At 35.6% G+C, this 19,827-nt stretch carries 16 protein-coding genes; 14 read left to right on the top strand and 2 right to left on the bottom strand.

The genetic code is table 11. The annotated features are described in order from the left end of the window. Positions 1–21 precede the first annotated feature (21 nt). Positions 22–822, bottom strand: coding sequence for a MurR/RpiR family transcriptional regulator (locus G7059_RS09530; protein ID WP_166081869.1), 801 nt, complete (start codon positions 820–822; stop codon positions 22–24). Positions 823–1,149: 327 nt separating this feature from the next. Between G7059_RS09530 and G7059_RS09525 the strand changes: the two genes are divergently transcribed. Together G7059_RS09525 and G7059_RS09520 are read left to right on the top strand one after the other, a co-directional pair. Beyond that, positions 1,150–2,496: an MATE family efflux transporter gene (locus G7059_RS09525; protein ID WP_166081868.1), complete on the top strand. Its 1,347-nt coding sequence runs from the start codon at positions 1,150–1,152 to the stop codon at positions 2,494–2,496. A 32-nt stretch (positions 2,497–2,528) separates the two neighbouring features. Further along, positions 2,529–3,101, top strand: a complete 573-nt coding sequence (locus G7059_RS09520; RefSeq protein WP_166081866.1) for a thermonuclease family protein — start codon at positions 2,529–2,531, stop codon at positions 3,099–3,101. A 13-nt stretch (positions 3,102–3,114) separates the two neighbouring features. On the opposite strand, the gene G7059_RS09515 is transcribed toward G7059_RS09520, so the two are convergent. Next, the gene (locus tag G7059_RS09515) at positions 3,115–3,621 is read right to left on the bottom strand and encodes a GNAT family N-acetyltransferase (RefSeq protein WP_166081865.1); all 507 of its coding nucleotides are present in this window, start codon (positions 3,619–3,621) and stop codon (positions 3,115–3,117) included. Positions 3,622–3,677: 56 nt separating this feature from the next. Between G7059_RS09515 and G7059_RS09510 the strand changes: the two genes are divergently transcribed. From G7059_RS09510 to G7059_RS09455, 12 genes are all read left to right on the top strand, one after another. Beyond that, entirely contained in the window at positions 3,678–4,826 is a 1,149-nt protein-coding gene (locus G7059_RS09510; protein ID WP_166081864.1) for a glycerate kinase, read from the top strand. Between the two features lie 353 nt (positions 4,827–5,179). After that, on the top strand, positions 5,180–5,869 hold the full coding sequence (locus G7059_RS09505) for a phosphoribosylaminoimidazolesuccinocarboxamide synthase (protein WP_166081863.1): 690 nt from the start codon (positions 5,180–5,182) through the stop codon (positions 5,867–5,869). A gap of 44 nt (positions 5,870–5,913) precedes the next feature. Then, positions 5,914–9,336: an AIR synthase-related protein gene (locus tag G7059_RS09500; RefSeq protein ID WP_166081862.1), complete on the top strand. Its 3,423-nt coding sequence runs from the start codon at positions 5,914–5,916 to the stop codon at positions 9,334–9,336. 10 nt (positions 9,337–9,346) lie between these two features. Further along, a complete protein-coding gene (gene purE / locus G7059_RS09495) occupies positions 9,347–9,823 on the top strand; it encodes a 5-(carboxyamino)imidazole ribonucleotide mutase (protein ID WP_166081861.1) in 477 nt (158 codons plus the stop codon). Continuing rightward, on the top strand, positions 9,824–11,008 hold the full coding sequence (locus G7059_RS09490) for an amidophosphoribosyltransferase (protein WP_166081860.1): 1,185 nt from the start codon (positions 9,824–9,826) through the stop codon (positions 11,006–11,008). It abuts the gene before it with no gap. Then, positions 11,008–12,021, top strand: a complete 1,014-nt coding sequence (gene purM / locus G7059_RS09485) for a phosphoribosylformylglycinamidine cyclo-ligase (protein WP_166081859.1) — start codon at positions 11,008–11,010, stop codon at positions 12,019–12,021. The genes G7059_RS09490 and purM overlap by 1 nt, the downstream gene beginning before the upstream one ends. Beyond that, positions 12,018–12,614, top strand: coding sequence for a phosphoribosylglycinamide formyltransferase (purN, locus tag G7059_RS09480; protein WP_166081858.1), 597 nt, complete (start codon positions 12,018–12,020; stop codon positions 12,612–12,614). The genes purM and purN overlap by 4 nt, the downstream gene beginning before the upstream one ends. A 2-nt stretch (positions 12,615–12,616) precedes the next feature. Further along, entirely contained in the window at positions 12,617–14,137 is a 1,521-nt protein-coding gene (gene purH, locus G7059_RS09475; RefSeq protein WP_166081857.1) for a bifunctional phosphoribosylaminoimidazolecarboxamide formyltransferase/IMP cyclohydrolase, read from the top strand. A 1-nt stretch (position 14,138) separates the two neighbouring features. Then, positions 14,139–15,368, top strand: a complete 1,230-nt coding sequence (gene purD, locus G7059_RS09470; protein ID WP_166081856.1) for a phosphoribosylamine--glycine ligase — start codon at positions 14,139–14,141, stop codon at positions 15,366–15,368. Positions 15,369–15,555: 187 nt separating this feature from the next. Further along, positions 15,556–16,437 (top strand): hypothetical protein, encoded by an 882-nt coding sequence (locus tag G7059_RS09465; protein ID WP_166080031.1) that lies wholly within the window; start codon positions 15,556–15,558, stop codon positions 16,435–16,437. A 495-nt stretch (positions 16,438–16,932) separates the two neighbouring features. After that, positions 16,933–17,772 carry a BglG family transcription antiterminator LicT gene (licT, locus tag G7059_RS09460; RefSeq protein ID WP_166081855.1) on the top strand — a complete coding sequence of 280 codons (840 nt, stop codon included), beginning with the start codon at positions 16,933–16,935 and terminating at the stop codon, positions 17,770–17,772. A 136-nt stretch (positions 17,773–17,908) separates the two neighbouring features. Then, positions 17,909–19,819 carry a beta-glucoside-specific PTS transporter subunit IIABC gene (locus G7059_RS09455; protein WP_166081853.1) on the top strand — a complete coding sequence of 637 codons (1,911 nt, stop codon included), beginning with the start codon at positions 17,909–17,911 and terminating at the stop codon, positions 19,817–19,819. Positions 19,820–19,827 lie beyond the last annotated feature (8 nt).

Here is a 19,827-nt window from a genome sequence, read left to right as displayed (position 1 = left end):
ACAGCTTTAGCTGTGACTTCTCTATTTCTTATTCAAAAGTTCTGAATGTTCATTAGCGTATGTAAAGAATACATTAATGAAGTAATCTACGAAGAGTAGTAATTTGTATTTTCCGGTATATATTGGTGATTTAGAACCAAGTGGGATGAGATAATCGAAGTTACTTGCGAACTTCATATCGGTATTTTGGGTAATTAAGACTTTCTTTGCACCAGACATAATGACTGGAATGGTGATTTCTTTAGCCATAACGAATGTTCCATCTAAGGAAACAAAGATAAAGGAATCTGCAGATGTTGCGTTTTCCGCAATTTTAATCTGTTCATGTTTATCTTGAACAAACTCAACATACTTACCTGTTGCAAGGATTGCGCGATGTAAAATCGATATAATATTACTTGGGATGTGCGTCGAGAAGATATATACGTTTTCTTGATTAAATATAAATTCTGCTAGCCATAATGCATGGTCTTTAATATCTATTTCATTAAATCCTTCGAAAGAGTTAATGATTTCTTCTTTATATTGACTCAATGACTTCGTGTTGAAGAATGAGTTATCTACTTGTAAATCGTCATATTCAGCAGGAATTCCAATGAAGTCCTGTTTCATTTCGTTAAAGCTATCGTAACCAAGATTCGTTGCAAAGCGACTGATACTTGATACGGACGTGTAACATGCTTTAGCTAATTGAGTAATCGTTACATTCTTATTAGCGTAATGCAAGTTTTGTAACATAAGTTTCGCGATCTGAGCATCTGAACTATTTGCATGAGATTGCGAAGTCAAAACATTTTGCAGTTTAAAAATAAAACCTGACATAATATATACCTCCTTAAAAGTATAGTCGTTGCACCCATATTAAAACAAAAGCTGTCTTGTCATTCAAGTCAAATAAGCGAATTATTAACAATTTATAATAAAAACTTCATATATTGCCAATGTTTTCATCAATAAATAGTTAATGTGTGTACAATATCTTATTCAATTAATTTCTATATTTGAATTATAACATAAATCGTTTTCCAATATTTGACTTTGCTTCATGTTGTTGTATAATAATGTGACTACATAAAATCCTGCCGAGGATAATCTTGTGAGATAGGCCAGTGTTCACAACACTGACCTATTTTTTTTAGGAGGAAAAATATGGAAAAATCTATTCGTAAAGAAATCATGACCTATGCCATCCCAGGCATCTTAGGTTTGGTAGCAAATTCACTGTATATTGTAGTTGATGGGATCTTTGTATCAAAGATGTTAGGAGCGAAATCACTTGCGGCAGTTACTACTGTTGTGCCAGTGGTGGAAATCTTAATTGCCTTGAGTTTAATGATTGCTATTGGCGGTGGTATTCATATCTCTATTCAAAAAGGTCGTAACAATCTTGAAGAATCTCGTTATTATTTTAATCAAGGATTCTATTTTGTTATTGGTATTTCTATCTTAATACTTATTGGTTCAATGGTATTTAGAAACTCGATTGTAACTTTATTAGGAGCTACTCCAGAAATTTATGAAGAAGCTCTGAACTACTTTACATGGTTCATGATGTTTGTACCGTTCTTTACCTTAAACTATGCCTTGGGGACATGGATTCGTAACGATGGTAAACCTAACCTTGCAATGTTTGCTCAAGTGATTGGTGCCCTTGCAAACATCGTTCTTGATTACATTTTTATGGGTCCAATGAAAATGGGGATTGCGGGTGCTGCCATTGCAACAGGACTTGGCCCAGTCATTGGTATTGCATTACTTCTTCCACACTTTATCTTTAAAAAGGGTGATCTCTACATTGAAAAAGTACGTCCAAAGGTATCGTATATCAATGATATCTTAGTAGGTGGTCTTCCTTCCTTTTCGATTGAGTTCTCACTAGGACTTATGAGTTTCTTAATGAATCTTTTTATTGCGAAATCAATGGGTGCGGAAGGTCTTGCGGCATTTGGAGTGATTGGTTATATTAACTTAATTCTACTTTCGGTCTTTTTAGGTATTGGTCAAGGTACTCAACCATTAGTAAGTCGATTCTATGGCGAGCATGACATCGAAAGCATTAAAGAAGTCTATAACTTTTCAGTCATCTTAAGCATTGTCTTTGGACTAGTAAGCTACGGTCTCTTATTAGTCACACGTTCAACAGTTATCGGAATATTTGTAGAAGCACACGATACAGAAGTTATTGCACTCTGTTTTACGGCAATTACCTACTTCTTCTTTTCATATTGTGTTACGGGAGTGAATGTCGCAACCGCATCAATATTTGAAGCGAAACATTCGGTACTATTCTCAGTTCTTATTTCTCTTTTCAGATCGTTCATTATCTTAGTTCCAATGTTATTTATTATGAATGGATTCCCAAATGCAAGTGCTCTTTGGTTGGCAGTACCGCTAACAGAAATAATCACACTTCCGTTCTCGCTGATTCTCTGGAACAAGGATTTCAAAAAAACCAAATCAGACTTCAAACTTCACGAATCAACTTCAAATCTATGATATGATACCTAAGGATTATAGAAGGGGAATGTATGTCTAAGAAACGAATTACGAAGTCACAACAAAATCAAGCAGAAAAGTTTATTAAGAAGAATGTCAAGAATCCAGGAGTTGCCTTAGTACTTGTAGTATTAGTGGCAGCGGGTGCATGGCTTGTTAATAACCAAGATTTATTTATTAAGAACAATTCAGTTCCTGCTTCTTTTGCGGAAACACAGGAAAACATACGATGTATTGATGGTGATACCTTCGCTTATGGTGAGACAACTGTGAGAATGCTCGCAATTGATACACCAGAGACAGTTAAACCAAATACACCTGTGCAACCGTATGGTAAAGAAGCCAGCAACCGTACATGTAGCTTATTAAAGAATGCGCAGTCAATCAGCTTTAAACAAGATGTTGGGAATGAAAATGACAAGTATGGTCGACAACTTGCTTGGGTTTATGTTGATGATGAATTACTTCAAGAAATATTAGTATCAGAAGGTCTTGCCATTATAAAGTATGTCAACAAGAAAACAGTTGACACTGATTTATTAAAATTATTAGAAACTGCAGAAGCAAAAGCTAAAACAGAGAAGATTAATATTTGGAGTGAGTAAACCTCACTCTTTTTTATACAAGCATTTCAAAGGCAAGACGTGGACTTCCATCGCTTAAAGTAATCATGCCACATTTCTCAAATGGAAATTTGCGAATCAATCCTAACATTTTTGTATTCTCAGTGTGAGTATCAATTCTAAGGCTTGCTAGAGCTTGTTTACGAGTCAAGTCTATACAGTGATTGATGAGTGATGTTGCAATGGATTGTTGCGTTGCATTACTTGCAACCGCAATACGATGAATTGTAGCATAAGCATTATCTTGCAACCATGAGCCACCTTTTAATGTCTTGTAGCTGGGTTCTTCTTCAAAAAGTAGTGCTACAGTAGCAATTATTCTATCTTCTTCACACATGACAATGGTATGATTGTTATGGATGTCATGGCAAATGGTCGCTTCATTAGGAGAACCAGTTTGCCACTGAGGAATGCCAGCTTCTTTAAGTGATTGTTTTGCTTGCATGATGATGAGCATAATTTCATCCAAATCATCAAGTGTAGCGTATCTAATAAGTGTCATAACATTCCTCCATATAGAATAATTATACCTTTATTTGAAATGAAAAGGAGCAAAGAATGGTAGAAAAAATATTAATTGTTTCGGATTCGTTTAAAGGCAGTGCTACTTCTTTAGAAGTAGGTCAAGCAATAGCCCGAGGAATCCGTAGTGTCGATAATAGTGTAGAACTTGAGGTAGTTGCGATTGCTGATGGTGGTGAAGGTACTGTCGCAAGCATTATCTCAAGTAATGGTGGTAAGTTTGTTGAGATGGAAGTTACAGGTCCTATGGGGAAAGCTGTTCAGTCACGGTATGGTATCAAAGACACGAGTGCTTATCTCGAAGTAGCTGAAACTTCAGGTCTTGCATTACTGAATTCACAGGACTTACAACCACGTTTTGCGAGCACTTATGGTTTGGGTGAACAAATACTCGATGCTATGTCTAAAGGCTGTACAACACTCTATATTGGACTTGGGGGTAGTGCTACCAATGATGCTGGACTCGGTATGGCAAGAGCGTTAGGATATCGCTTCTTAGATTCTGATAAGGAAGAAATTACCAATGATGTTTTTGGCTTCGAAACAATAGAATCACTTGACGATAAAGATGTTGATCCAAGACTAAAAGAGCTTCAAATTCATGTCTTAACAGATGTGCAAAATCCACTATGTGGAAGTAATGGTGCAAGTGCAATCTATGGACCTCAAAAAGGGGTATTAAAAGAAGAAATTGAACGCTTTGACTCAGCAATACTTCATTTAGGAAAAATAATGGAATCCTATGCGTCAAAAGATATATTAGATGTGCCAGGTGCAGGTGCTGCAGGGGGACTTGGAGCAGGATTACTTGCTTTGACACATGCGGAAATTAATAATGGCATGGATACAATGATAGAGATATTAAAGCTAGAAGATAAAATTAAGAATGCAGATTTAGTAATCACTGGTGAAGGTAGAATTGACGCACAAACCAAGAACGGGAAAGTTCCCTATGGCATTGCGAAAGTTGCCAAAAGATTCAATAAACCAGTAATAGCTATCGTAGGAAGTCAGTCTGAAGACGCCCATACACTTAAACAAGATGGTATTGATCTTATCTTAGATATTATCAACGAACCAATGACTCTTGATTCAGCATTCACAAAAGTTTGTGAATTATTATCGATAACTGGCATACACGCCTACAATGCTTGGACACTAAGTGAAAAACACAAGAGAAAATAAATAGTTGAAAGGTGGTAATTTTATCTAAGAAATGTACTTAAACGCATTAGCGAGTGATTTTAAGAAAATATTTGAAGATTCATACTGATTATTTTGGTGAAAATTTTTTCAAAAGGCTGTGTTGACATCGCTTATTAGTGTTGTTATATTGGTAATGTAAAAACTAAATATGCTCATGTATATGGGCGAAAGTGTACCTAGGGTTCCGGAGCAAAGCTTGCTGGTCCAAGCGGTACAGACATCTTATGTCACACCTAAGGGATAAAAGCCCAGAGGGGTAGGTTTCGCTAAGCCTGCCTTCTCTGGGCTTATTTTTGTTTTTTCGAGCGAAATCTATCTTAAGGAGGACAAAGATGATTTTAGTCAAAAAAGGTAAAACAAAAGATGTTTATCAAAATGATAATGGCACATTACAACTGCTTTTCAAAGATGATGTAACAGGTACAGATGGAGTCTTTGATCCAGGTGCAAACACTGTAGGATTAACACTTTCAGGGATTGGTAAGGAAAACCTGAAACTATCCAAGTATCTATTTGAACTATTAAACAATAATGGCGTAGCTACACACTATGTAGACTGTGATGTAGATAATGCAACAATGACAGTATTACCAGCTACTATGTTTGGTCATGGAGTTGAAGTAATTTGTCGTTTTGTAGCAACAGGAAGTTTTATTCGTCGTTATGGTGACTATGTAGAAGATGGTACAGTCTTACCTGCCTATGTAGAAATCACATTAAAAGATGATGATCGTAACGATCCACTTATTACTCAAGCAGGTCTTGAAGTTTTAGGCATCATGAGTGCAGAAGAATATAACGATCTTGTAACGAAGACACAAGATATCTCAAAACAAATTAAAGCAGAATTCAACAACTATGGAATTGATTTACTCGATATTAAACTTGAGTTCGGTAGAAACCAAGAAACAAACGAGATTATGTTGATTGATGAACTATCAAGCGGTAATATGCGTGTTTCTGAAAACGGAAGCGTACTGAAACCATTTGAACTCATCGACAAAGTATTAAATCAAAAATAGTTGTTTTAAATATGAAAAATAGAGTGAACATACAAGGAGGAATTATGGGTCAACTCATTGTTACAAATCGCAACGGACTGGATGCTACTGAATCAAATTTTCTAACAAACGAAGCAAAAACATTCTTAAATCTACATTCATTAGTAGGAATTCAAATTTTCCACATTTTTGAATTTGATAATGCTACTCCAAAACACATGGACGTTATCAAAGAAAGAGTCTTTGACGAAGGATCAAATATCATTACAACAACCTTACCAACTTTACCAGATACACACTTACATGTGCGTTATCTACAAGGTCAATACGATGCTTTGCAAGATGAAGTAGAATACATGGTAAAGAAAATGATGGGAATGCGTTCAGTGAATGTTTCTCATTCAATGATTTGTTCTTTAGAAGGTATTAATGCAGAAGATTTTGAAACATTCAAAAAATACTACATTAATCCTGTAGAGCTTGAAGTGTATGGTGAAAAGAAATCAACACAAAACCTTGATACTTCTGACTTAGATCCAATTAAAGGATTTATCACTATGGGTGATAAAGAAATTCAAGAGTTCAATAAAGACTTTGCAATGGATCTTGAGGATATGAAGTTTACACAAGCATACTTTAAGAAAGAAGGACGTAATCCCAATAGAACTGAATTAAAAGTAATTGATACCTATTGGTCAGATCACTGCCGTCACACAACTTTCTTAACTCACCTTGATTCCGTTTCAATTGAAGGTCAATACAAGGACTTAATTACAGAAGCTTGGGAATCATATTTAGAAACACGTGAATCAACACAATCAACACATAAACCAATATCACTAATGAATGTTGCGACAATCAATGCTAAAGAGATTCGTCAAAAAGGATTATTAGAAGATCTTGATGAATCAGAAGAAGTAAACGCTGCAAGTATTCATGTTGATATTGATGGTGAAGATACCTTATTACTTTTCAAAAATGAAACACACAATCACCCAACAGAGATTGAACCTTACGGAGGAGCATCAACCTGTATTGGTGGTGGAGTACGTGATCCATTGTCAGGTCGTGGATATGTATATCAAGCAATGCGTATTACAGGAGCTAAGAACCCTACATTACCATATGCAAGTACACGTCCATTAAAATTAAGTCAACGTCAAATATGTCAAAAAGCAACTGATGGCTATACAGACTATCTAAACCAAATGGGTATTGAAGGTGGATATGTAAAAGAGTATTACCATGATGGCTTTGAAGCAAAACGTCTTGAACTGGGAGCACTTGTTGCTTCTGTACCAAGTGATGTAGTTCAAAAGAGTATTCCAACTCCTGGTGATCGTATCTTGCTTTTAGGAGCTCGTACAGGTCGTGATGGATTGGGTGCTGCAGTTGGATCATCGAAGACTGTAAAGAAAGATGCAATGGAATCAGTAGGAGCTGAAGTTCAAAAAGGGAATCCAATGATTGAACGTAAGATTGTCAGACTCTTTAGAAACCCACAAGCAATTCAATTAATCAAACGTTGTAATGATATGGGAGCAGGTGGAGTATCTGTAGCTGTTGGTGAACTAGCAGACAGCTTGAAGATTAACCTTGATGCTGTTCCGTTAAAATATGAAGGATTACACGGTGGCGAAATCGCACTATCAGAATCTCAAGAACGTATGGTAGTAGTTGTTGATCATAATGATGTTGAAGAATTTAAGCAATATGCAGAATTAGAAGATTGTGACTGTGTAGAAATTGCGGAAGTTACAGATAATGGCTTTATGGAAATGATTCACAAAGGTAAGACTGTAATTAAGTTAAGTCGTGAATTCTTATCAAGTAATGGTACAGATAAACATGCTGAAGTTCGTATTGAATCAAAAGCAGTCGCAACAAATATGGATAGCATTAACCTTGCATCTCAACGAGGTTTAGCAGAACAATTTAATCAACAAGGCTTACGCTTTACAGAGTTAACACCTGCAGAAGGAATGTCTGCACCAATTCCAGTATCAACAGGTTTATCAAAAACTGCTTCAATTATGACTCACGGTTATAATCCATTTATTTCAGAAACAAGTCCATTCCATGCAGGTTATATAGCAACAATCGATGCAATCACAAAAGTAGTAGCAATGGGTGGTTCAGTGGATAAAATTCGTTTAAGTTATCAAGAATACTTTGAGAGCTTAGGTAAAGACCCAGTTCGTTGGGGTAAACCATTAGCAGCTCTATTAGGAGCTTTCAAAGTGATGAAAGAACTTAATATTCCAGCGCTTGGTGGTAAAGATAGTATGAGTGGAAGCTTTGATGATATCGATGTTCCACCAAGTCTACTATGTTTTGCAGTTCAAACAACACCAGTAAATAAGCTAAACAATCGTGTATTGAAAGATGTAACATCAAAAATTGTCTTGGTTAATAGTGGCTATACTCATGATGCATTAATTGATATGGATCACTATGTTCGTACAATGAATACAATTAAAGAATTAAATGATGCAGGAAAAATTTTTGCAGCATCATCAATTACCCGTTCAATTGAACATGAAATCTTTGAAATGAGTGCAGAAGATCGTCGTGCAGTAAGTTATGACATCACACCTCAAGAAGGCATCATGCCAGGGTCACTCTTAGTTCAAGTAGAAAATCCAGAAATCTTAGAAGGATTGGATTACACAGTTATCGCAAGTGTCACAGCAGGCGACATTGATGAAAGTCTTGAAGAGAAAATTAGTGCTTGGGAAAAACCACTTAAAGAAGTATATCGTAATACAGAGTGGAAGAAAGTTGCTATCAAGCAAGAACAACATCCTAAAACGATGAGAAAACATATTCAAAAATGTAAGATGATTATCCCAGTTTTAAGTGGAGTTACAGGTGATATTGATCTTGAGCTCAATCTTAAGAATCTAAATATTGAACACGAATTTGTGGTTATTAATCATGAAAACTATGAAGTATCTATCCAAGAATTTGCAGAGAAGCTTAGCGAATCAAATACACTTTTCTTAGCAGATGGATATAAGATGATTAACAACGTTATGAATAGCGGTACATACTATCAAGTGTTCTTAACACACCCTCTTGTAAAAGACACAATTAATAAATTAATTCGTCGCCAGGGTGTTGTCTTAGGAAGTGGTGCTGGTTTTGTTGGTTTAGTAAATACTGGATATTTCCAAGGAAATACTAAGGTTACAGCAAGCAAATATCACAAGTTTATTTCTAAAGATTTAATTGCACGTGTTGCAAACAATCGTAATGTCTTGTTCCAAGGAATGTCAGGACAAGATGTCGCAGTAAGCCTCAATGGCTTCTACATCAACGTTGAAACAGATAGTAAGGAATCATGTTTCCTCGTTTCAGAAGAAACATTGGGAGAGGAACCAATGGTCTTAGGTCTACAAAGCAAGGATGGTCATGTTGTTGGTACAATTACTCAAATTGAAAACAACGAAGTTCTGTTAAGTACATTATTGAACTACTTTATATAAGGAGGAAAATATGAAGGTTTCATTAATCATGGGGAGCGCAAGTGATCAACACATTGGATCATCATGTGTTGAAGTGCTCAAAGAATTTGGCGTTAATTACGAAGTGCGTGTAATTTCCGCTCACCGTGCCCTCACTGTACTCCAAGAGTATTGTGAAGCACAAAAAGATGATACTGATGTTTATATTGCGATGGCAGGTAAAGCAGCTCATCTTGCAGGAGTTCTAGCTGGAATGGTTACTCAACCAGTTATTGGAGTTCCTATTAAATCAAGTACACTTGATGGTCTTGATGCACTACTTTCAACAGTACAAATGCCAAGTGGTGTTCCTGTTGCTACAGTAGCAATTGATGGCGGTACGAATGCAGCACTTCTTGCTATTCAAATGCTAGCAATTGGAAATACAGAGTTAAAAAACAAATTAATCCATTATAAAGAAACAATGAAGGAGAAGGTTTGCGCAATGGACGCAAGCCTTGAATTGTAGATGAGTGGTATCATTGGCTGCATTTCTTTTAGTGGCGAGGATGTGTATCCAAGTCTTATTGAAGGAATGTATGGACTCCAACACCGAGGACAAGATAGTGTTGGCTTAGGATACTATGTTGATGGAAAACCTGAAATTTACCATTACCCAGGAGTAATAGGAGATCATAACTATCCTATCGTATCGACAAACTCAGGCATTGGATTTATTAATTATGCCTTTACTGAAGAAAAGAAATCTCAAGAACCGTTACCTAAGATGATCAATAATACAATGGCAGCTTTTGATGGGAAACGATTCTCTGAATCTGCTGCTGCATTTGCTCATGTAAGTGTAACGCCAACTCGTCTTGTATGTTCACGAGATCCTTATGGAATTAAGCCACTTATCATTGGTAAGGTCGATAATACATGGATTGTATGTTCAGAATCATGTGTTATCGATACAATGGGTGGAACTATAGTACGTGATGTGAAACCTGGTGAATCAATTACAATCACCAAAGAAGGAATGCACTGCAGTGATGCAGCATTCTCAAGTCATCACTTATGTCTCTTCGAACTTGTATATATTGCCCGTCCTGATTCACATATTGATGGAATATCAGTATACGGTGCTCGCATTAAGATGGGGCACTACTTATATGAAGAGAAGCCAACAGAAGGAGATATAGTAGTCGGATCACCAGATTCTGGAATGATTGCTGCCTTAGGATATTCTCAAGCTTCGGGGATTCCTTATCAAAAAGCACTTGTAAAGAATCGTTATATTGCCCGTACTTTTATTAATAATGATGATGCTCAAAGAAAACAAAGCATTAAGATAAAGTTATCAGTTGTTAAAGAATTGATAACAGGGAAACGTGTAATCTTAGTGGATGATTCCATTGTACGTGGATCAACCATTAAACGTGTTGTTAAGTTACTCAAAGAAGCAGGAGCAAAAGAAGTCCACATTCGTGTCTCTTCACCTCCAGTACTCTTCTCAGATAATGTCAGCATTGATATTCCTAAGAAGGAAGATTTACTTTGTTATGGTAAAGGCTTAGAGACAGTGCGTCAGGAAATAGGCTGCGATTCACTCTATTTCTTATCATTACAAGGATTAAAGGATGCAAGTGGAAATCAAGAATTTTATACCCAATATTTCGATGGTAAAAGCCCATTTAAAGGAGAGAAGAAATAATGTCACAAACATATAAAGCGGCAGGTGTTGATAAAGAAGCTGGTTATGAACATGTTGAACGTATTAAAGCGAGTGTAAAAAGAACACAAACTGCAAATGTGCTATCACATTTGGGTGGGTTCTCTGGATTATTTGAATTGGATTTAAATGGGATTGAGAAACCTGTATTGGTTTCCGGAACAGATGGTGTTGGTACTAAAGTAAAACTTGCATATGAACTTAACATCCACAACACAGTTGGAATTGACTGTGTTGCGATGTGTGTTAATGACATTGTATGTCAAGGTGCTAAACCTCTATACTTCCTTGACTATCTTGCAACAGGACATCTTGTACCTGAGAAGACAGTACAAGTTGTTGAAGGTGTTAGTGAAGGATGCATACAATCAGGAATGGCTCTTATCGGTGGTGAAACTGCTGAAATGCCTGGTGTATATCAAGGTGATGACTATGACTTAGCAGGCTTTGCAGTTGGAGTTGTCGATAAAGATAAGATTATTACTGGTAAAGATATTAATGATAATACTGTTCTTATTGGTATTCCAAGTACTGGTGTTCACAGTAATGGATTCTCATTAGTTCGTCATGTATTAAAAAATACAGACCTAAATGCAGAGTTTGAAAACACAGGTAAAACTTTAGGTGAAGTCTTAATGACACCAACTAAAATTTATGTAAAAGCTGTATTGAATCTAATGGATCATGTCGAAGTTTTAGGTCTTGCACACATTACAGGTGGTGGTTTGATTGAAAACGTACCCCGTATGTTGCCAGAAGGATATCAAGCAAACATTGGTTTTAAAGCATTAAAAGTACCAGCAATCTTTAAATTAATTCAAGAAACAGGATCGATTTCTACAGACGAAATGTTGAACACATTTAATATGGGAGTAGGAATGGTTGTTGCAGTGGATAAGGAAAATGCAGCACAAGCATTAGAGATTCTTGCTTCTGAAGGAGCGTATGAAATTGGAATCGTTGAAAAAGGCGATCAAGGTATAATCATTCAATGAGAAAACGATTAGCGGTCTTAATCTCAGGAAATGGTAGTAATTTACAGGCCTTACTCGATGCTAAGTTTACACAAGGTGAAGTAGTCCTTGTTGTCTCAAATAAGAAAACTGCATACGGACTTCAACGTGCTGAGAACCATGGCGTTGAAACATTCATACCTGATAAAGAGAACTACAATGCATCCCTCTATGAAAAACTTATGGATGCTAACTTGGATGGAATCGTCTTAGCTGGTTATTTAAAGATTATTGATAAGAAACTCATTGATGCATTTGAAAACAGGATGATTAACATTCATCCTTCATTAATTCCTAGTTTCTGTGGTAAAGGATTCTATGGTGAACGAGTTGCTCAAGCAGTTCTAGACTATGGCGTCCGTTATACAGGAGCTACAACACATTTTGTAACTGAATTAGCGGATGAAGGTCCAATTATTTTTCAAGAAGTGGTAGCGGTAAACCCTAATGACACAGTTGAAACTTTATCAAAACGTGTCCTTGAAAAAGAACATCAAATTATTGTTAAGTCTGTTGAGTATTTTTGTAATGATGCCTTACACGTTCAAGGTCGTCATGTATTAATAGGAGAGTGAATATGAGCAAACGAGTATTAATGTCAGTTTATGACAAGGAAAGTATTGTTGATTTTGCAAAAGAATTAGTTAAGCTAGATTGGGAAATCGTATCGACAGGTGGTACTTATAAATTATTGTTAGAAGAAGGCGTTAAAGTAACAGAGGTTAATTCAGTTACAGAATTCCCAGAAATTTTAAACGGTCGTGTTAAAACACTTCATCCTGCAATTCACGGTGGTATTCTTGCAAAACGTGATTGTGGCATGCATATGGATACTGTTAAAGCTTTAGGGATTGAACTCTTTGATATGGTTGTTTGTAACTTATACCCATTTGAAGCTACAGTTCGCGATGACAGTAAAACTCACAACGATATTATAGAAAATATCGATATTGGTGGACCATCAATGATTCGCTCAGCAGCAAAGAATTATCGTGATGTCTATGTTGTTACTGATAAAGATGACTATGATTTAGTAATTGACGCACTACAACGTCATGACCTTGATATTCATCATTATCTAGCATCAAAAGCATTTGCTATAACAGCAAGTTATGATGCATTAATTTCACAATATTTCTTACGTGAGGAAGGTATTGAATTACCAAATACATTGACAAAAACATACCGTAAAGTTTCTGACTTACGTTATGGTGAAAACCCACATCAAAAAGCATCATACTACGAAGAAATTACTGCTTCTGAACCGATTGAGTTTACACAACTGCATGGTAAAGAGCTATCCTACAACAACATCAATGATATGACGGGTGCACTTCGTGTTCTTCAAGAGTTTACAGCACCTACTGCAGTTGCAGTTAAACATGCTAACCCAAGTGGAATTGGTAGTGCTGAAACACTTAAGGAAGCGTTTGAGAAAGCACGTGATTGTGATCCTGAATCAATTTTCGGAGGAATTATTGCATTAAATCGTCCAGTAGAACTTGATACAGCGATGCTACTAGGTGATATCTTCTTAGAAGTGATTGTAGCTCCTTCGTTTACTGATGAAGCTAAAGAAAAACTTATGAAGAAAAAGAATGTTCGTCTCATTGAAATGCCTAAGATTCAAGAATACCATGAAGATTCAATGCTTATCAAAGATGTTCTAAATGGTGTATTAGTTCAAGATCGTGATTTAGCATTAATAGATGAAGCTAAATATGAAGTTGTTTCTAAACGTCAACCAACAGAAGAAGAGTTAGAACAGCTTGAATTTGCATGGAAAGCATGTAAACAACTTGCTTCTAACGCAATTGTAGTTGCTAAGAACAACATGACACTTGGATTAGGTCATGGTGAAGTTCAACGATTCTGGGCTTGTGAGAAAGCTATTGAACGCTCATTATTCCCAGTTGAAGGTAGTGTTATGGCTTCTGATGCATTCTTCTTTGAAGATACTATTGAACTCTGTGAAAAACATGGAATCAAAGCAATTATCCAACCTGGTGGTTCAGTAAAAGATCCTAAAGTTATTGAACTTGCTGACAAATACGATATGACGCTCATATTTACAGGAATGCGTCATTTTAGACACTAATATGAAAATACTTGTAATTGGAAGTGGTGGGCGTGAACACGCTCTGTATTGGAAGTTAAAACAGTCTCCAAAAGTTACCTCGATAGTTTGTGCTCCAGGTAATGGAGGAACTGACAATAATGTTGATATTGCTGCAGATGACATTCAAGGACTCTTGAACTATGCACTTAAACACAAGATTGACTTAACCGTTGTTGGACCTGAAGACCCACTATGCTTAGGAATTATCGATACTTTTCAAGAACACGGACTTGTTATATTTGGCCCTAACAAACACGCTGCTCAACTTGAAGGTAGTAAAGACTTTTCTAAATCTTTCATGGTACGACATAATATTCCAACAGCTGAATACCATACTTACACCGACCATCGCGATGCATTAAATGCAATTGCATCCATGAAATTTCCTCTTGTAATTAAAGCTGATGGTTTGTGTAAAGGTAAAGGCGTTATTATCTGTGAAACACATAAAGAAGCAAAAGATACACTGCATGAAATTTATGTAAACAAGCAATTTGGTGAAGAAGGGAACAAAGTTGTCTTAGAAACATTCTTGGATGGCTATGAAACATCACTTCTATGCTTTGTCTCCAACAATCGTATTTTCCCAATGGAAACTGCCCGTGACTATAAAAAGATCGGTGAAGGAGACAAGGGTGAAAATACTGGAGGCGTTGGTTGTTATTCACCAGCACCTGCATTTAATAACAAAGTAAAAGCAAACATTGATAAAATTCTAGCGAACATTGAAGTTGGACTCTATCATGATGATTTTGATTTCAATGGTATTCTCTATGTAGGATTAATGATTGTCGGTGATACACCGTATGTCTTAGAGTTTAATACTCGTTTTGGAGACCCTGAAACGGAAGTATTATTACCAAGACTTCAAAGTGATCTTGTAGAGATTATGATGCATGTAGAAAATGATACGCTGCAACAATCTCACCTACAATGGGATCCACGAACATGCCTAACCACAATTGTGGTATCAAAAGGATATCCAGGAACGTATGAAAAGAACATTCCAATGATTCTTAACGATGACGGTCTTGTATTCCATAACGGTACTAAACGTACTGAAACAGAACTTCTATCAGTAGGAGGACGTGTTCTATCCTTTGTGGAGATGGGTGATGACTTAATCACTTTGAATGCAAAGCTTAATGAACGTATCGAAAAACTTGAATTTAAGAATAAAGTATATCGTAGAGATATAGGACTTATCTAATAGTGAGACTTGGGATTATTTCCCAAGTCTTTTTATTATGGAAGGAGATGACTTTGATAGAGTAAGTTGTATAAAATACAGTATTTTCATCTTTAAATTTCTAATAGACAAGAGTTAGGATGTGACTTATATTTACTATGCTATAGTTAATAAAAATAGGTGCTTACGCTCATAGAATGGAGATAAGATGAAGAATAAAAAGAATTTGGTAATTGGAATAATTGTATCAATATCCGTTATTTTATCAGTGATGATATTTTTAGGGTATAGACACAGCAGTTCTTTAGCTAATGAATATATTGTTGAAATACAAACTATTGTGGATGAGTTTGAACAATCAGACAATCGAGAAGTTAAACTTGAGGCTTTTGATAAACTCATAGAATTGAAACGGAATTACACAGATGATAAAAGTATATTCAAAAATATTGGGGAGTATAAAGATGTACTGGATATTTTAGATGAACAAGTTAACGAACTCGTTATGCATTTTAAAGAAGAATACGAAAAAATATTAGATAAAAACGCAATAGAAGACGTAAGTGATTTATCTAAGGAAGAAGTTGAAACAAATTTATCAGCTTTAAGTCAATTAATTGATTTAATCAAGACCGATGAAATCTTACAAGAAGAGGAAATTGCAGAATTTGAGAATAAATCAACTGAACTTGTAAGTAAATATAATACTAAATTAGAAGAGATAAAAGAAGCAGAGAAAGCAGAAGCGGAGGCTAAGGCTAAAGCGGAACAAGAAGCTAAAGAAAAGGCTGAAGCTGATGCAAAAGCAAAAGCAGAACAACAAGCTCTTGCAAACGTAAATAAACCATCAACCGGAGGTGGAAATGCATCAAACAATAAACCTTCAACTGGTGGAGGCTCTACTTCAAGTAAGCCAACATGGAAAAATAGCGAACCAGATTTTGGAGTTATTTCTCCAAAAGGTTGTACTATTATGGGTTATTGGGTTAGCAAAAAAGATCCATCAGATGAAGAATGGTTGGATTCTTGTGATAACACATGGAATAGGAATTGGGATTTTATGGGAAATAGAAATGATTGGGAAAATTAATTAACTTTAGGAAGGACGTATATTATGGATTTTTATACAGATGGTTCAGCTATCGGAGTTGTAGCAAGAATTTTTGTAATTATACTAAGTGCGCTATATGTTTAAGAACCCCCAGATTAAAATCTAGAGTTGTAGGATACAAAAATGTTTTCAATAAGTTGCCTGTTGCTCTTTATCAGGACAAAGTATTTTAACTTAAGATGCTATCTAAAAAGCAGTATTATGTTATTCATTTTGAACCACCTCATCTACAAAACGATTCTTCTACCATATGATTCTAATGAGCAAATGTTGTTTATTACAATGTTGTATTTTCACTCATTTTATCAAGAAAGCGCTTGCCACTGAAAAAACTTTGTGTTAGTATGAAAATGTAATTGGATAGTGATTGTGTAAACAAGCTAAACCTACATATCGACGGAACATGTGTTCTGCTTGTTGTGTAGGTTTTTATTTTTTCTAGCATAAACTCATATTAACAGGAGGGGAATAGCCTTGATTATCGAAAAAGTACTCAACAACAATGTTGTTGTTATTAATGAGAACAACATAGAACAAATCGTAATGGGACGTGGTATAGCGTTTCAGAAGAAAGTTGGCGACAACTTAGATGAATCAAAAATTGATAAGGTATTCACTCTAACTGACAAGGAAGTAGCAGGTAAGTTTCAAGAGCTACTAGTTAGTATCCCAATGGAACATATTGAGTTGGGTGAAGAAATTGTTACATATGCTAGAACTAAATTAGGTAAAAAGCTTAATGATACGATCTATATTAGCCTTGTTGATCACATCGATACAGCGATCACCCGTTCCAAAGAAGGAATTAATATCAAAAACTTCTTACTGTGGGATATCAAGCGATTCTATAAAACAGAGTATGAAATAGGCTTGAATTCTCTAGCAATAATTAAAGAGAAGACAGGTATCAGTCTTGAAGATGATGAAGCAGGATTTATTGCTTTACATATCGTTAATGCTGAGATGGAAGAAGATAAAATGCATGATGTCTATCAAATTACCAAAGTCATGCAAGAAATAACGAATATCGTAAAATATGAATTCAAGATAGAGTTCGATGAAGATAGTGTTTATTTCTATCGATTCATTACACATCTTAAATTCTTCGCGCAACGACTAATTGAGGGTAGAACTTACGGTGATGGTGAAGATGATGAACTGTTAGAGATTGTAATGATGAAATATCATAATGCTTATAGCTGTGTTATGAAAATTAGTGATTTCATTCAAAAGAAATACTTCTATTCAATATCTGATGAAGAAAAAGTATATCTAACAATTCATATCGAACGAATTGTCTATAAAACAAATTAATATCTATAAGAGAGGAGGTTAAGGTGAAATGTAGGAGAGAAAGGACACAATAGATAGAATTAACTTAACAACGGATGGTGACATTAAGTTGGCCAAACCTTCATATATTTACAAATAAATGGAGGAGAAAATTATTATGGGTAAATATTCAAGTCTTGCAAAGCAAATAGTAGAAAATGTTGGTGGACCTGACAATATTAATGGTCTTTCACACTGTATAACACGTTTACGCTTTCGATTAAAAGATGAAAGCAAAGCGAATGATGATGTTCTAAAGAATATGGATGGTGTAGTAACTATCATGAAGAGTGGTGGACAATATCAAGTAGTTATTGGAAACCATGTTCCTTTAGTTTATGAAGAAGTAGTTGCGGCAGCAGGTATTGCTGATGCTGGAACTCAAGGCGATGCACCTCAAGGCTTATTCAATAAGTTCTTAGATATTATTAGTGGATGTTTCCAACCATTCTTAGGAGTGTTGGCAGCGAGTGGTATGTTAAAAGGGGTACTTGCGCTACTCGTATCATTCAAAATGCTTGATCGTACAAGTGATACTTATCTCTTGTTCTATCAGATTGGTGACGCAATCTTCTATTTTATGCCAATCGTTATTGGTTATACTTCAGCTAAGAAATTTAAACTTCATCCAATTGTAGGTATGGCAATCGGTATGGCGATGTGTCTACCAACCTTACAATTATCAGGGTTCGAAGCTTCATTCGCAGCTAAAGAACTAATTCCAGAAACAATTTTTGCTGGTACACTTTTTGAAAGTAAAGTTTACATGAAAATATTTGGAGTCATTCCAGTTATTTTGAATAACTACACAAGTTCAGTAGTTCCTGTAATCTTTGTTACAGCATTTGCTGCACAAGTTCAAAAAATCGCAAAACGAGTAATTCCTGAAATGATTCAAAACTTCTTTGTTCCGTTTGTTGTCTTATCTATTGCTGTTCCAGTTGGTTTTGTAGTAATTGGACCAGTTATCTCAGTACTTACAAATGTACTTCAAAATGGATTCTCAAACTTAATGGCATTTAGTCCTATTCTTTATGGATTAATTCTTGGTACATTCTGGCAAGTTCTCGTAATCTTCGGATTACACTGGAGTGTTGTTCCATTAATGTACATTCAAATTGCACAGTTTGGTACATCACAAGTTCTTGTACCTGCATTTACTGCTTCATTTGCACAAACTGCAGTAGTACTTGCAATGTTCTTTAAACTTAAAGATCAAAAACTTAAGAGTCTTGCAATTCCTGCATTTATTTCTGGAATCATGGGAGTTACAGAACCAGCAATTTACGGTTTAACATTACCTAAGAAGAAACCATTTATCTTCTCATTAGTAGGAGCTGGTATCGGTGGTATGATTATGATGGCATTTGACCTTGTAACGTATCAATCAGGTGGATTAGGTATCTTTGGAGTCTTTAATTACATTAAACTTGATGGAGATGCATCAGGGGCTATTAAAGCTTTAATTGCAGTTGCTGCTGCAGTATCGACAGCATTCTTATTAACAATGTTCTTCTGGAAAGATGACTATGTTGATGAAGAAGAAACAACAGAACGAAAGGGTATCCTAGATCGTGAAGATGTACTTTCACCAATCACAGGTACAATCATTCCCTTAGCAAACGTTAAAGATGAAGCATTTGCAATGGGAACAATGGGAAATGGACTTGCTATTCAACCTACTGAAGGTAAAGTAGTTGCTCCATTTGATGGTACAGTAACTGCATTATTCCCAACAAATCATGCTATTGGAATTACATCTGATAATGGCATGGAACTACTAATTCATGTAGGTCTAGATACAGTACAACTTGATGGACAATACTTTGAAGCACTTGTTAAACAAGGTGACAAAGTAACTCAAGGTCAAACACTACTAAAGTTTGATATCGATGCAATTACAGAAGCTGGTTACAATTTAGAAACACCAATAATTATTACGAATAAAGATGATTATCTTGATATCTTGCCAATCGATGATGCAAGTGCAAAACAAGGTGATATTATTATTAGAACGGTTATTCGATAGGAGGATGT

Origin of the sequence: Erysipelothrix sp. HDW6A, assembly GCF_011400295.1 — a bacterium.
Lineage (GTDB): Bacteria > Bacillota_I > Bacilli_A > Erysipelotrichales > Erysipelotrichaceae > Erysipelothrix.
This window is presented reverse-complemented; position numbering and strand designations above follow the sequence as displayed.